The organism is Pseudogracilibacillus sp. ICA-222130 (assembly GCF_037892545.1).
In the GTDB taxonomy this organism is placed as follows: domain Bacteria; phylum Bacillota; class Bacilli; order Bacillales; family Amphibacillaceae; genus Pseudogracilibacillus.
Map to the genome: position 1 here is coordinate 1 of NZ_JBBKBG010000027.1, position 14,981 is coordinate 14,981.

The window sequence follows — 14,981 nt, forward strand, 5'->3', positions numbered from 1 at the left end:
GGTGTCATAGAAAACAAGCTTCGGGTGTCATTTTATTGTAATTCAAAACTGAAATTGTTCAAGATGATAAATCCATTTAAACAAGGAGAGTCACAACGGAAAGTCACAGCGGCGAGTCACAACAAAGAAACTCTATATTAAACACTTAATAAAACATATACATATAAAGAAACGGAATATGCATGTAAAAGAGGATTAAAAACAGCTATTCCTGAAATTTTTTAATTCGTATTCGCTATTTATTCATGCAAGAGAATTATACGGTTTTGTTATTAGTGTTTTATTACAGGTAAAAGCAAGTGTGAAGCCAAAAACGAAGTGGGAAGCGTTTATGGGGAAAAAAGATACATAAAAAAGCGGTTATGCATTCAAAAAACACATAACCGATGATGTCATCTTATTCTAGATTAAGTTTATTCATTAAATATGTATAATAACCAATACGTTTTTCCGCAACGTCGTTTTGAATGTCACTTTTTAATGCGGGGGAATTATTAGCCTCTATGATATAGATTTTTCCATCGGTTGTTATTCCATAGTCAATCCCGATAGTTATTAATTCATGTTGACGATATTGTTCTACGCTCTTAGCAACCTTGAAGCAAATATCATGAAGTGTCCCAAGAATAGTAGTAGCCTTGTCTAAGCCAAACGCATTACTTAAGAAAGTCTCGACATCTGCACTATTATTACGATCTTGTATCGTATAATAGTCGTCACCTTTTTCGCCAATCCAAATAGCCATATCGGTAGTTGTCCATTCATTATGTTCGTTTTTATCAAGTTGGAATCGGCAATAGAATGGTTTATCATCACGTCCATTTAAATTAACATTTTGCTGGGCGATGAATGTTTTATTACCTATTCGTTCTTTAAACCATGCTTCAAATTCGGGTAATTCGAATGATGTTTGGGTATCATTCTCTTCTACTTGAACTAATCTATTCTCGTATTTAACCAAGGTTTCTCCATCGTAACTTTTTTTGAATAGTGCTTGCATTTTTGCAACATCGTTTTCTCTTAGAAAAGATAAAACATCTTTGTAGTTTTCGATTTTTATCGTCGGAACTGCATATGTAGATAATTGCTCATCTTCTCTCAGGAGTTCGTATAAATTAACCTTGTTTAACACGTGATCCATATTGTCTGTAAGGTAAGCATGTTCTTTTAAATATGCCACTTTCTTTTTATGCTTTCTACATAAGGGAGAAATATCAATGATTGCAGGAACGTCAATTTCTATTTTGTTCCATTGTTCTTCCATCCATACCTTTCCTTTTATTTTATTGCGCTTCATACTAATATTCTTGTCATTAAAATAAACTAAATCAATGCCTTTATCCTTACAAAGTTGTGCAATTTTTGTCACTGTTTTTCCTGGACCTTTTTGATTTCTCATGTAACCTATTATCACATTATCACCTCAAAGTTAATCGCCTATATTATACCATTTGAGTTTTTTTATTTCAAAAAAGGTAATAAATGTTACCAAGAATCCAACTAAAAAAACTCTTATTTATCTTAGGAATGAAAGATAAATAAGAGTTAGAATTAATACTTTTTAATTATATTTTGGTATATCATAGTGGTAATTTGGACGATCTATAAAACTATATACTTCTTTTATCCTGTTTATTTGTTTTCGAGCCCAACCGATATCTGTCGCATATTGTTTCCAAGCATATCCGTCAGCCATTTTTGGATTCCAACGCATTTTATATAAAGTGTTTTGTTTATACGCATTATGGATGTATTGTTGTCCTACCCATTTCGCTCCACCTTCAATTGCCTTCTTTGGGGTAGTCCAACCTTCTTCATAAGCTCTAATCGCACCAGCATTATTTGGATTGCTATCAACGGCACCAATACCGTACATATTGTATACCTTTTTAATCGATGTTAAATTTCCTCGGTTACTATCTGTGACAACAGTCGGTTTTCCACTTTTATTCTTTCCAACTTCTATTCCTTTTGCTAGTTTAGAAGTTCCGTTACCTGTCTCAAGTAGAGAGTGAGAGATTAGATAAGCTTCATTTACTTTACCTTGCTTTGCCCCGTTAATAAATGCTTGGCCTTGATTATCTAAAACGCCTTTTCCTTTTAACATTCCATTTAGTTGTTTAGCAGTAGCACCTGCTAAAGTATCTAAACGTAAATGTTGGAATTTGTCGGCATTTTTAGGATTCATTTCTGCACTCAAATCTGAAGCAGTCGGGAGTCTCCAAGTCTTGTATTCTATTTCATACCATGACCCAGTCGTACTCTTTACATTAACTTTTGATCCTTTTGTTAATTGGCCATATATATGCGAAGAAGTATTTTTTTCTGCACGAACATTTACAGTGGCAGTAACTTCTCCCTGTGTCATTTTTGTGCTTGATTTTTCAATATAACCAACTTGTCCGTTGTTTGATACTTCTAACCAGTCATTATTATTTCTCTTTATTTCATCAGTTGCTTCACGTAAGATTGTAATAGATTCATCTTTGTTTAATGTCTTATCAGTCGGATATAAAATATTTGGCTTTGAGTAAACTGTAACATCGTTACTTGATATTTTTGCTTTTCCGTTCATTTTTATATAATTTGCAGAAACATATGCTGGTTTGTTTGCATATTTATCTGTCTGTGGAGTACTATCTGATAACTGTCTATTTACTGCTTGGGATAAAGTTAAATTATAATTAGTGTACTCTGTTTTTTCTATCGGTTTTGTGTTTTTTAATAGTTTTTCAATTTTCTTTAACGTTACCTCATCTGCAATCCCGTTGACGACTAATTTTTGTTCCTTTTGGAATTTCTTAACAACAGCTTCCGTATCTTTTCCATAAAAGGTTGTCCCATTACCTGGAACAGGATATCCAATAGCTTTTAAATCAGCTTTTAATTTTTTCGTATCATTATGTGATTTTCCACGTTGTAAAGGTGTTTTTAAAATGGTATTAATTTTATTGTTCGTTTTCTTATCAACTTTTCCAGTAACGGAAAGTCCAAAATACTTTTGAAATTCCTTTACCTTTTTTTCCGTTTGTGTACCATATAAATTGGTTCCGTTGCCAGGCACTGCAAAGCCAAGCTTTTTAAGGTTTGCTTTCAAAGTTTTCACGCTATCGTGTCGTACACCTTTTTCTAATATAGAAGGGACTTGAAGTGAAGCAATTTTCTTTAACGTTACCTCATCTGCAATCCCGTTGACGACCAGTTTTTGCTCCTTTTGGAATTTCTTAACAACAGCTTCCGTATCTTTTCCATAAAAGGTTGTCCCATTACCTGGAACAGGATATCCAATAGCTTTTAAATCAGCTTTTAATTTTTTTGTATCATTATGTGATTTTCCACGTTGTAAAGGTGTTTTTAAAATGGTATTAATTTTATTGTTCGTTTTCTTATCGACTTTTCCAGTAACGGAAAGTCCAAAATACTTTTGAAATTCCTTTACCTTTTTTTCCGTTTGTGTACCATATAAATTGGTTCCGTTGCCAGGCACTGCAAAGCCAAGCTTTTTAAGGTTTGCTTTCAAAGTTTTCACGCTATCGTGTCGTACACCTTTTTCTAATATAGAAGGGACTTGAAGTGAAGCAATTTTCTTTAACGTTACCTCATCTGCAATCCCGTTGACGACCAGTTTTTGCTCCTTTTGGAATTTCTTAACAACAGCTTCCGTATCTTTTCCATAAAAGGTTGTCCCATTACCTGGAACAGGATATCCAATAGCTTTTAAATCAGCTTTTAATTTTTTTGTATCATTATGTGATTTTCCGCGTTGTAAAGGTGTTTTTAAAATGGTATTAATTTTATTGTTCGTTTTCTTATCGACTTTTCCAGTAACGGAAAGTCCAAAATACTTTTGAAATTCCTTCACCTTTTTTTCGGTTTGTGTACCATATAAATTGGTTCCGTTACCAGGCACTGTAAAGCCAAGCTTTTTAAGGTTTGCTTTCAAAGTCTTCACGCTATCATGTCGTACACCTTTTTCTAATACGGTTTCGGTAGTCTTACTGTTTGTACTAAAATTAGTTACTTTATTTTCTTGTATTTGTTTTTGTTCAACCTTTTTCTCTTCAACTACTTCATTGTCATTTTCAGAGGGTTTTTCATCTTCTTGAGTATTGTTATTTTCAATGTTTTCTTCATTGTCATCATTCTCGTTCTTATTTTCAATATTTTCTTCGTTGACATCATTCTCGTTTTCATTTTCTTGAACTGTCTCAGTATTGTTATCAGCTTCTATATTACTATCCTCATGTGTTTCTTCTATTTGAGCCTGTAAAAACTCTAATAATTCGGTATCTATTTCACCATTTACTTCTAGTCCATTTTTTGTTTGGAAAGATTTGATGATTTCTTCTAATTCTTCTGTAAATAAGTTTAACTCATCTTCATTGTCTTCAAATTCAGTTTCTTCATCTAATTGCTCTAAAATTTCCTTCACTTGAAAGATGTCCTGACTTCGATCGCCAACTTTGTACGTTGTATCACCGAAGCTTGCATTTGAAACGGAAGGAGATATGGTTGATAGAAGAAATATAGTAGCAGCTCCTACATGTAAAGCTTTCTTTTTGTAGTCTTTATATTTCAATATTCGTTCCTCCTCGAATATGATTAAAATTAGTATGTTTATTGTCTTATAGAGTATTGTAACTATCAATAACCCTCTTAAAATTTAATAGAAATGTAATATAAAATGAATCTATGAAAATATAGATTCATTTTATATTTATTTTTTTAATCCATATGCCTTGGCAATACCCTCAGCAGTTAATTTGGCTAATTTGTCACGATATGATGCACTTGCTAATTTCTTTTGATCTGACTTAGTATCAATAAAATAGTATTCAAACAACATAGCAGTCATTTTGGATTCTCTCAGAACATGGAAATTAGCCCTCTTTTCCCCTCTATCTCTATCAGATATATTTTTACTGATATGTTCATGAATGATCTTTTGCTTGTTTATTTCATCTTGTGTTGGTTTCTTATCATAAATAAAACTTTCTACCCCAGTTCCACCACCTGAATTAATATGTACACTAAAAAAGAAATCTGCTTTCCAATTATTTGCTGCATCTGTTCGTTGTTGAAGTGTTAATGTTTTATCGGTTGTCCGAGACATTTTAATAGAAACGCCTTTATATTCTTTTAAATATTTTTCAGTTCTTTTCGCAATATCTAATGTTAAATCTTTTTCTTTTAAATTCCCTGCCATTGCACCAGGGTCAGAACCACCGTGACCAGGATCGATAAAGATTTTGATATTGCTAGAATTATTTTTTATGAGTGTAGCTAATTTTGCTAATGTCACGTCATCTGCAATGCCGTTTACAACTAATTTATGGTCTTTTTGAAATTGCTTAACAATTTTTTCTGTTTCAACACCATAAAGGTTCGTACCATTTCCTGGTACAGGATAACCAACCTTTTTTAAGTCTGTTTTTAACTTTATAGTGTCTTTATGCCGTTTTCCTTTTTGTAGAGGAGAGTTTAAAATACTATTAATTTTATTATTCGTTTTATTATCAACCATACCATTGACAGGTAGTTTATAGTATTTTTGAAATTCCTTCACTTTTTTCTCTGTTGCACTTCCGAATAATTCTGTACCAGACCCAGGTACCTTAAATCCTAATTTTTCCAAGTTTACTTTTAATGTTTTCACTTTTTTATGACGAACACTGTTAGCTAAAACAACAGGATTCGTTTTTTTAAGTTGTGCAACTCTATTTGATGTGACATCGTCTACAATACCATTCACGATTAATTTTTGATTTTTTTGAAACTGTTTTATAGTAGCTTCGGTTTGTTTTCCAAACAGAGAAGTTCCTTTTCCAGGAACAGGAAAACCTATTATTATAAGGTCAACCTTTAATTGTTTAACGTCTGCGTTACTTTTCCCACGTTGTAGTGATGAGTTGATATTTTTTAATATTTTATCATTCGTTTTCTTATCGACTTTTCCAGTAACCGAGAGCCCAAAATACTTTTGAAATTCTTTCACCTTTTTTTCGGTTTGTGAACCGTAAAAGTTCGTCCCATTTCCAGGCACCGTAAAGCCCAATTTTTTTAGATTCACTTTTAATGTCTTTACATTGTTATGACGTACTCCATTTTCTAATACGGAAGGATTTTTAAGAGAAGCAATTTTCTTTAACGTTACCTCATCAGCGATCCCATTGACGACCAGCTTTTGTTCCTTTTGGAATTTCTTAACAACAGCTTCCGTATCTTTTCCATAAAAGGTTGTCCCATTACCTGGAACAGGATATCCAATAGCTTTTAAATCAGCTTTTAATTTTTTCGTATCATTATGTGATTTTCCACGTTGTAAAGGTGTTTTTAAAATGGTATTAATTTTATTGTTCGTTTTCTTATCGACCTTTCCAGTAACGGAAAGTCCAAAATACTTTTGAAATTCTTTCACCTTTTTTTCCGTTTGTGTACCATATAAATCGATTCCGTTACCAGGCACTGCAAAGCCAAGTTTTTTTAGGTTTGCTTTCAAAGTTTTCACGCTATCATGTCGTACACCTTTTTCTAATATAGAAGGAGTAGCAGCTTTTGTACTCTTGACTGTATTCTTCTTCACCTCTTTAGGCACTATTTCTTTCTTTACACTTTTATTCGAGGGATTTTCATCAGCAATTTCTTCTTCCACTATTTTAGATTGTTCAGGATTTTCATTTTTTATATCATCTTTATTCTGATGAGTAATATCATTTTCATTAGAGTTAGATGAATTAGCATCATTATTTTCTACGTGAGGATTGTAGTCATTCAGTTGTTCATTTTCTGTCTCATTGGAAATTTGATCATCTTCGATTTCTGTCTCATCGGAAATTTGATCATGTTCATTTTCTTTCTCTTCGGAAATCGGATCAAGTTCATTTTTTGACTCATTGGAAATATATTCATTTTGTTGTTCACTTTCAACTGTAACTTGTTCTTCATCCATAATGGAATTTGACATATCATGAACCTTCTTTTCATCATGTGTAAGACTTCTTTCAAAAGATAGGTTTGCCGATACATCATGCGGTACCAAATAACTAATAAATAAAATTAAAACTAAAAATATGTTTAGTTTTATTTTGTAAAATTCACCCAATATACACATCTCCTTGTAATTTATCTGTATGATAGTATATTATTTAAAAATGAAATTGTAAATATAAATACCTATAAATATGATGTCGAAATATAGTTATTTTATTGATATCGTACAAAAATTGATGTAAAATGCTTATTTAATATTCAGAAATATATACAATATTAAATGAAGATTACAAAGTATAATATTTCCTTGATAGTTCTGTAAAAAAAGTAGTATAATAAAAGAGTAATTTGTTTAAATATGAACATAAGTATAATTAAAGGAGTCTAAGAAATGAATCAGACAAGGATAAAAACTCCGAAACGAAAATTAAGAGGATGGGTTAAGTTTGGCTTAATTCCCTTTTTATTAGTTGTTTTATTAGTTGGCGGGTATGGAGTTCATTTATATATAAAAGCTGGTTCAACAATGAACGAAGCTTACGAAGATGATGGAAGAGATAAATCGGATTTACGAGATGATTATGTTGACCCGAAATTCGATAACGTAACAGTTCTCTTAATGGGAATTGATGAAAATGAAAAACGAAGTGAACGAGGAGAACCGACGAGAACAGACGCATTAATTTTGGCATCATTAAATAAAGATGATAAAAGTGTAAAACTATTAAGTATTCCTCGTGACTCATATGTTTACATACCAGAAGTTGGATACGAAGATAAAATTAACCACGCACATGCATTCGGTGGAACGAGATCGACAATTGATACAGTGGAGAACTTATTAGATATTCCTGTTGATTATTATGTAAAGGTTAATTTTAACGCATTTGTTGATGTAGTAGATGCAATTGGTGGAATTGATGTAGAGGTACCATACGAATTTAAGGAATCAAACTCTAAAGATAAAAGAGACTCTATTCATTTAATGCCAGGTGAACAAACATTAGACGGGGAAGAAGCTTTAGCCTTGGCTCGTACTCGTAAACAAGATACAGATGTAATGCGTGGACAAAGACAATTAGAAATTGTCGACGCAATGGTAAGTAAAGTTGCATCAGTTTCATCGGTGTTAAAATATGATGATGTTATTGAAGCAGTAGGAAAAAATATGTCTACGAATATGACATTTACAGAAATGAAGAGCTTTTTCTCTTATGCAACGCACGGTTCTAAAATTGATATCGAAAAGCTATCTTTAGAAGGATATGATTATCAACCGGAGGGTATTTATTACTGGCAGTTAGATCATGAAGAATTACAAAATACAATTAATACATTAAAAGTTCATTTAGAATTAATAGAAGATGCTGAAGAAGAAGCAATTGAAAATGAAACGAATGAACAAGAACAATATCAAGAGAATGAGACATATCAAGAAGAAGTATATGAAGAAAATATAGAATAATATAAAAAGCGATGCAATTTTGTGTCGCTTTTTTTGTTTTTTAAATAAGTTAATATACCTGTATAATTATTTTAATATTCAAATTGTATGAAAGGAATATTATGGTATAATCAACAGGGATATTAAAAATTAGAATAAGGTAGGAAGAAGATTATGGAAGAAAAATTAGGGTTTCCACATTTAAATGAACGTGTAGTAAAAGGAATTAAAGGATTTAATTTATGTAGTTTTCTTGTTGCTTATGAAGGATGGAGGAGGGGATTGAATCTTAGATGGTATCATGAAGAAAGTGCTGAATGTAAATTAAATAGAGCAAATGGTAGTATTCTTGGGAATTTTTTCTCGCTAGATGATGGGGAAAATAAACATTATTTTTATCGTTCTCGTGGTGATAAAGTAGCAAACTCGGCTGTCTTATTAGTTCGAGATAAAAATAAAACAAAAAAACAATTAAAAGAAAAAGATGTTTCTATCCCATTAGGGGAAGAATTTGATATCAATTCAGAGGAGAAGATTATTGAATATGCAGAGTCTATAGGCTATCCAGTAGTTATAAAACCTGTTAATGGGAGTATGGGAAAAGGAGTTTTTGTAAATATACAGAATAGTCAACAGTTGTCAGAAATCATCAAACATTATCATGAAAATATAAGATATAAAAATATATTATTGGAAAAATATTATCAAGGAAAAGAGTATAGATTTTATGTTGTAGGTGATAAAGTTGTAAGTGCAATTAATCGTATACCTGCAAATATAATCGGTGATGGAAAGAACACGATAGAAGAATTAATTAGATTAAAAAATATTGAAAGGAAAAAGAATCCTTACTTAGCATCAAAGCCGATTAAAGTTGATTATGAAATTGAACAACTGTTAAAGAAGCAATCAGTTGATCTGAATTATGTCCCTAAATGTAACGAACAAATAATTTTAAGAGAACTGAGTAATTTATCGGCTGGTGGGGATCCGATTGATTGTACGAGTGAAATATCAGATGAAATTAAGCAATTGGCGGTAGACGGGTTAAAAGCATTACCTAATATACCTCATGCCGGAGTTGATATTATTATTGATTCAGAAGATCCTACAAAAGGGATTATTTTAGAGGTGAATGCCACAGCAGAAATTGCTTTTCATGCATTTCCGTTAGCCGGTAAACTTCACGATGTTCCAGCAGCAATAATCGATTATTACTTTCCGAATTCAGTTCAAAATGAAAAAAGTAAGTTTTTCTTTGATTACAAAAGTTTATTAGTACCATTAAAATCACTATCCGCAAATTTTATTGAAACTTATCCAGCTCCTATGGGAAAATTAGTGGGAGTTCGTTTTGATGTGATAGGGGAACTAAATAAAGTTGGATATATGAAATGGATAAGAAGACAAGCTTTAATAGATGGGCATCATGGATATGTGAAAAAGATGGCCGATGATAAAATGTCCGTATTTGTTTATGGAACGGATCTTGAGAAATTAAAGCAATTTTATAAAAAGTGTAAAAAAGGATCAAAAAGATCAAAAGTAGAAAATGTTGAAATGAAAGTTTTGGACGTTAATGAAAATAAACATATTCAAGTAGGATTTAGAATATACTCAGGCAAAAAGTCAAAGTAGAAAATATAGTTCATACAAAACTATCCACTAAATAGTTCTGATAAGCTCCCTCTAAAGTAGACACTACAAAACAAAACTACTTTAGAGGGAGTATTTTTATATTAAAAATAAATTATTCCCCACCTTTTCTTCTCTTCGTTCGATTATAGAAGTGAAGGGAGGTGGAGGACGATGGCAATGGAACAAATTGTGAGTACGCAGCTTCGTTTAACGTTTTTTGAAGGGTATGATGAAGCAAGTGACAAAAATATTTATGTAAGAAAGTCATTTAATAACATCAACGCTTTTGCCACATCAGATGCATTGTTAGCAGTATCTGAAGCGATGGCTACCTTGCAAACATTACCACTTGATGCAGTTGAACGAGCAGATGTTGTAGCAATTCATTAATGTATTCAAAGTAAATAAGTGAAGGAGGGATGAAGATGAAGCGTTTAGAATTACAGTTTGTAGATGCTGGAGGAAAAACGGTTACTTATACACTAGACAACCCGGTTGATCCACAAGATGCTGAACAAGTTGCGGCGGTAATGGACGAGATGATTGCACAAGATGCATTTGCGTCTAAAGATGGTCCAATCGTTGCGAAAAAAGGTGCTAGAATTGTAGAACGAACAGTAACAGATATTGATATTGGTCTAGAATAAGCCAGAAAAAGATAGAGGTGGATCACAGTGATACCTCTATCTTTTTTTATAAAAAAGGAGGGAAGATGATGGAGGATTGGATGGCGTTTATAACGGAAATAAGCTATCCGATTGCAATTACGTTTTATTTATTGCATCGGATTGAAGGGAAGTTAGACGTACTAAATGAATCGATTCGACTTCTTCCGGAAAAAATGAAATGACAGAGAGAAAGGGAAGGATATGTGTTTATCCTTCTCTTTCTTTTTCTCTTTTCGATAAAATGCTATACTAATAAATAAAATGAATTGGAGTGTTAAAACGTGGTACGATTTTTTGATCGGGCGAAACTCCCTTACATATGTACACCATTAACGGGAAAAACAACGACACAATTATTGGAACAATTAGATAGTATACTAGAAAAAGAACCGGATATGATCGAATGGCGTGCAGACTTTTTTGAGCATTTACATAACGAAGAAGACGTTTTTTCTATAATTAAAACAATAAAAGAAAAAACAATGATTCCATTATTGTTTACGATTCGTTCGATTCATGAAGGTGGTGAAACTATTCCATTAACAGAAACCGAAAAAGTTTCGCTCCTTTGTAATATATGTAAAGAGACGAATGTAGATCTTATAGATTATGAAACGTCGAATGATAGAAAAGATGTTGAACAAGTGGTGGAGGCGGCGAAAAAGCATGATAAACAAATTGTGTTGTCGTTTCATCATTTTGAACATACACCATCCGAGGAAGAGTTAATAGAAAGGGCAAAAAATGCTGCAAAGTTTCATGCGGATATAATCAAGTTAGCTGTGATGCCTGAAGAAAAAGAAGATGTATTTCGTTTATTAGAAGTGACACGTATATTGGATGATATGTTTGAACAGCCGATTATTACAATGTCAATGGGGGAACTAGGGGCACTTTCGAGAATCAATGGTTGGGTATATGGTTCTGTTTTAACTTTTGCAGTAGGAATAGAGCAATCAGCTCCAGGGCAGATTGCGATTGAACCATTACGTGAAGCAATATTAAAAACGAAACAATTAATGCCAAACTGGTAAGGAGTGGAATGAATGGAAAAAGTAACGATTCGTAGCACAGACTTAAAAGTTAATCCGATTGGGTTAGGGACGAATGCGGTTGGAGGTCAAATGTTTTACCCGAATATCACCGATGATGCTGGAAGGGATTTATTAAAAACGGCAATCAATCAGGAGGTTGATTTTTGGGATACAGCATTTATTTATGGACCGAAACGATCGGAAGAAATCATTGGTGAAGTATTAGCGGAAACAGGGAAAAGAAGTGAAATTGTGTTGGCGACAAAGGCAGCACATGAAATGATTCGTGATGAGACGGTAATGAATAATCACCCACAATTTTTAGAGCGTGCTGTAGAAGATGCGCTTAAAAGGTTACAAACAGATTATATTGATTTATTTTATATTCACTTTCCAGATGAAGATACACCAAAATATGAGGCAGTAGGAGCATTACAACGTTTAAAAGAAAAAGGAATCATCCGTGCAATTGGTGTATCGAACTTTTCGCTAGACCAATTGCAAGAAGCGAATAAAGATGGTTATGTAAATGTCATGCAAGGACATTATAATTTATTCAATAGAGACGTAGAAGAAGATATTTTACCTTACACATATGATCATGATATATCATTTATTCCATATTTTCCGTTTGCTTCTGGACTACTTGCAGGAAAATATACGAAAGATACAACATTTGAAGAAGGGGACTTACGCTTAACGAAACCTGAATTTAAAGGGGATGCCTTTTTAAAAAATGTAGAAAAGGTAGAAAAGCTTCGTAGTATGGCTGAGAAAAAAGATGTTGATATTGCTCAAATTGTACTTTCGTGGTACTTACACTGTGATGAAATTGATGTCGTCATACCTGGTGCTAAAAGAAGTGAACAAGTAGTGGAGAACTTACGTGCGAATGAATTATTTTTAACGGAAGATGAATTTTTATTTATAGATGAATTGTTTGAAGAAGAATGAGATGTTTAAACACAATAATAAACGCCCATGTTGGATGAACATGGGCGTTTTCATTTCAAAATTAGTAGAAACGCTTATAACTATCGAAATATTGGCTCCAGTATGAATTGCTAACATTAGAGATCTGTACTCCGCCAGAAGATCCAGCATGGATAAAGTCTCCACCGCCAAGATAAATTCCCATATGTGACATATGGCTTGGACCACCATATGTTCCTTTAAAGAAAACTAAATCTCCCACTTGTGGATTGCTAATTTCATAGGAACGACTATCGTAACCTGCAACACTTGTACGTTCTATACCATAAGCCCATGAAATAAATCCACTACAGTCAAATCCACTTGGTGATGCACCACCCCATACATAAGGTGTTCCCATTACAGATTTCGCTTTTGTAATTAGGTCGCCACTTTGTGCTGCAGTGTTGGATGTACCAGTTGAATTATTAGAACTGTTAGAGTTTTTATTTGAACTAGAATTATTATTTGAACTAGTATTATTATTACTCGTAGATACTTTTGCACCTTCTTTTATTGCTAGCTTGTCCCCTGGGTAAATAATAGATGAACCTAAACTGTTCCATGCCATTAAATCTTTCACTAACACATCATGCTTATTAGCGATAGATCCTAAAGTGTCACCACTTTTCACCGTATATGTGCTTGCTGAAGAACTACTTGTATTAGTAGAGCTTGAATTAGATGAACTATTAGAGTTACTAGAGTTACTAGAGCTACTAGAGTTACTAGAACTACTAGAGTTGCTAGAACTATTAGCATTATTAGAGCTAGAAGAAGCGCCTTTTTTCACTGCTAATGTGTCACCAGGATAAATCATATGTCCGCTAATGTCGTTCCAGCTTTGTAAATTACTAATAGACACACCATGTTTAGAAGCGATAGCTCCTAACGTGTCACCACTTTTCACCGTATATGTGCTTGCTGAAGAACTACTTGTATTACTAGAGCTTGAATTATTAGAACTTGAATTAGATGAACTACTAGAGTTGCTAGTGCTACTAGAGTTGCTAGAGCTATTAGCATTACTAGAGCTTGAAGAAGCGCCTTTTTTCACTGCTAATGTGTCACCAGGATAAATCATATGTCCGCTAATATTGTTCCAACTTTGTAACTTGCTAACAGACACACCATATTTAGAAGCGATAGCTCCTAACGTGTCGCCGCTTTTAACTGTGTATGTGCTTGCTGAAGAACTACTTTTATTACTAGAGCTTGAATTATTAGAGCTTGAATTAGATGAACTACTAGAGTTACTAGAGCTATTAGCATTACTAGAGCTAGAAGAAGCGCCTTTTTTCACTGCTAATGTGTCACCAGGATAAATCATATGTCCGCTAATATTGTTCCAGCTTTGTAACTTGCTAACAGACACACCATATTTAGAAGCGATAGCTCCTAAAGTATCGCCGCTTTTAACTGTGTATGTATTTGCTGATGAAGTACCGTTATGGTTGCTAGAATTTGAACTAGCCGTAGAGTTGTTCGAACTACTAGAGCTTGAAGCTCCTTTTTTCACGCTTAATTTATCACCCGGATAAATAGTTGTAGAGCTTAAATTGTTCCAACTCATTAAATTATTTACAGTTATTCCGTTTGCTACTGCAATATGGCTCAGTGTGTCACCGCTTTTAACAGTGTATGTACTACCACCGCTTGCAGAAGTGGATGACTTATTAGAAGATGATTTCGTAGAAGAGTTTGTTGACGCGCTGTTCCCCTTACCTTTATCACCAACTTCTAACACATCATTTACATAAATCATATCGCTTGATAAATTATTTAACTTCTTTAATTTTGCAACGGAAGTTTCATACTTTTTAGCAAGGGTCCATAAATTATCGCCACTTTTTACTTTGTGTGAAGCAGCATCTGCACTTTCTGCCCCGACAAATGCAGATGCAATTACTGCTGTTGCCGTTACAGACATAAAAATACCTTTTTTTGCCATGAAAAATCCTCCTTATATAATGATAACATTGTGTATAAAAATTACGTCGAGGTTATCCAATTAAAGGAAATTAACTGGAAATACCCCGGAAAATAAATAGTAATTTAATTATAGCACTTTATAATCAATAATTCATTTGGCACTAGTTTTTGTAACGAAATCTTAATATATAGGACTAAAAAACCATTCTAAAGTTCTGTTTATAATGGAAATAATACTAAATATGGGATTTAATGGGATAAAAATAGAGAAAAAGTATATTTTACAGAAAAATGTCAAATAAT

11 protein-coding genes are annotated in these 14,981 nt (G+C 33.0%); 7 read left to right on the forward strand and 4 right to left on the reverse strand.

Annotated features, from left to right (window positions below):
• Positions 1 to 397: 397 nt before the first annotated feature.
• The 3 genes from WKT09_RS10455 to WKT09_RS10465 form a co-directional block, all read right to left on the reverse strand.
• Positions 398 to 1,414, reverse strand: coding sequence for a YheC/YheD family protein (locus WKT09_RS10455; RefSeq protein ID WP_340415972.1), 1,017 nt, complete (start codon positions 1,412 to 1,414; stop codon positions 398 to 400).
• 147 nt (positions 1,415 to 1,561) lie between these two features.
• Positions 1,562 to 4,579 (reverse strand): peptidoglycan-binding protein, encoded by a 3,018-nt coding sequence (locus WKT09_RS10460; RefSeq protein ID WP_340415973.1) that lies wholly within the window; start codon positions 4,577 to 4,579, stop codon positions 1,562 to 1,564.
• Positions 4,580 to 4,717: 138 nt separating this feature from the next.
• The gene (locus WKT09_RS10465) at positions 4,718 to 6,964 is read right to left on the reverse strand and encodes a peptidoglycan-binding protein (RefSeq protein ID WP_340415974.1); all 2,247 of its coding nucleotides are present in this window, start codon (positions 6,962 to 6,964) and stop codon (positions 4,718 to 4,720) included.
• 417 nt (positions 6,965 to 7,381) lie between these two features.
• Here WKT09_RS10465 and WKT09_RS10470 point away from each other — a divergent pair, with 417 nt between their 5' ends.
• From WKT09_RS10470 to WKT09_RS10500, 7 genes are all read left to right on the forward strand, one after another.
• Positions 7,382 to 8,455 (forward strand): LCP family protein, encoded by a 1,074-nt coding sequence (locus tag WKT09_RS10470; protein ID WP_340415975.1) that lies wholly within the window; start codon positions 7,382 to 7,384, stop codon positions 8,453 to 8,455.
• A 153-nt stretch (positions 8,456 to 8,608) separates the two neighbouring features.
• Positions 8,609 to 10,072: an acylphosphatase gene (locus tag WKT09_RS10475; RefSeq protein WP_340415976.1), complete on the forward strand. Its 1,464-nt coding sequence runs from the start codon at positions 8,609 to 8,611 to the stop codon at positions 10,070 to 10,072.
• A 171-nt stretch (positions 10,073 to 10,243) separates the two neighbouring features.
• Positions 10,244 to 10,462, forward strand: coding sequence for a DUF1659 domain-containing protein (locus WKT09_RS10480; RefSeq protein WP_340415977.1), 219 nt, complete (start codon positions 10,244 to 10,246; stop codon positions 10,460 to 10,462).
• Between the two features lie 35 nt (positions 10,463 to 10,497).
• Complete coding sequence (locus tag WKT09_RS10485; RefSeq protein WP_340415978.1) at positions 10,498 to 10,719, forward strand: DUF2922 domain-containing protein; 222 nt, start codon at positions 10,498 to 10,500, stop codon at positions 10,717 to 10,719.
• A gap of 68 nt (positions 10,720 to 10,787) precedes the next feature.
• A complete protein-coding gene (locus WKT09_RS10490; protein WP_336268444.1) occupies positions 10,788 to 10,922 on the forward strand; it encodes a YvrJ family protein in 135 nt (44 codons plus the stop codon).
• 99 nt (positions 10,923 to 11,021) lie between these two features.
• Positions 11,022 to 11,774, forward strand: a complete 753-nt coding sequence (gene aroD, locus WKT09_RS10495) for a type I 3-dehydroquinate dehydratase (RefSeq protein ID WP_340415979.1) — start codon at positions 11,022 to 11,024, stop codon at positions 11,772 to 11,774.
• A gap of 12 nt (positions 11,775 to 11,786) precedes the next feature.
• The gene (locus tag WKT09_RS10500) at positions 11,787 to 12,728 is read left to right on the forward strand and encodes an aldo/keto reductase (RefSeq protein ID WP_340415980.1); all 942 of its coding nucleotides are present in this window, start codon (positions 11,787 to 11,789) and stop codon (positions 12,726 to 12,728) included.
• Positions 12,729 to 12,789: 61 nt separating this feature from the next.
• On the opposite strand, the gene WKT09_RS10505 is transcribed toward WKT09_RS10500, so the two are convergent.
• Positions 12,790 to 14,676: a LysM peptidoglycan-binding domain-containing protein gene (locus WKT09_RS10505; protein ID WP_340415981.1), complete on the reverse strand. Its 1,887-nt coding sequence runs from the start codon at positions 14,674 to 14,676 to the stop codon at positions 12,790 to 12,792.
• Positions 14,677 to 14,981: the final 305 nt, after the last annotated feature.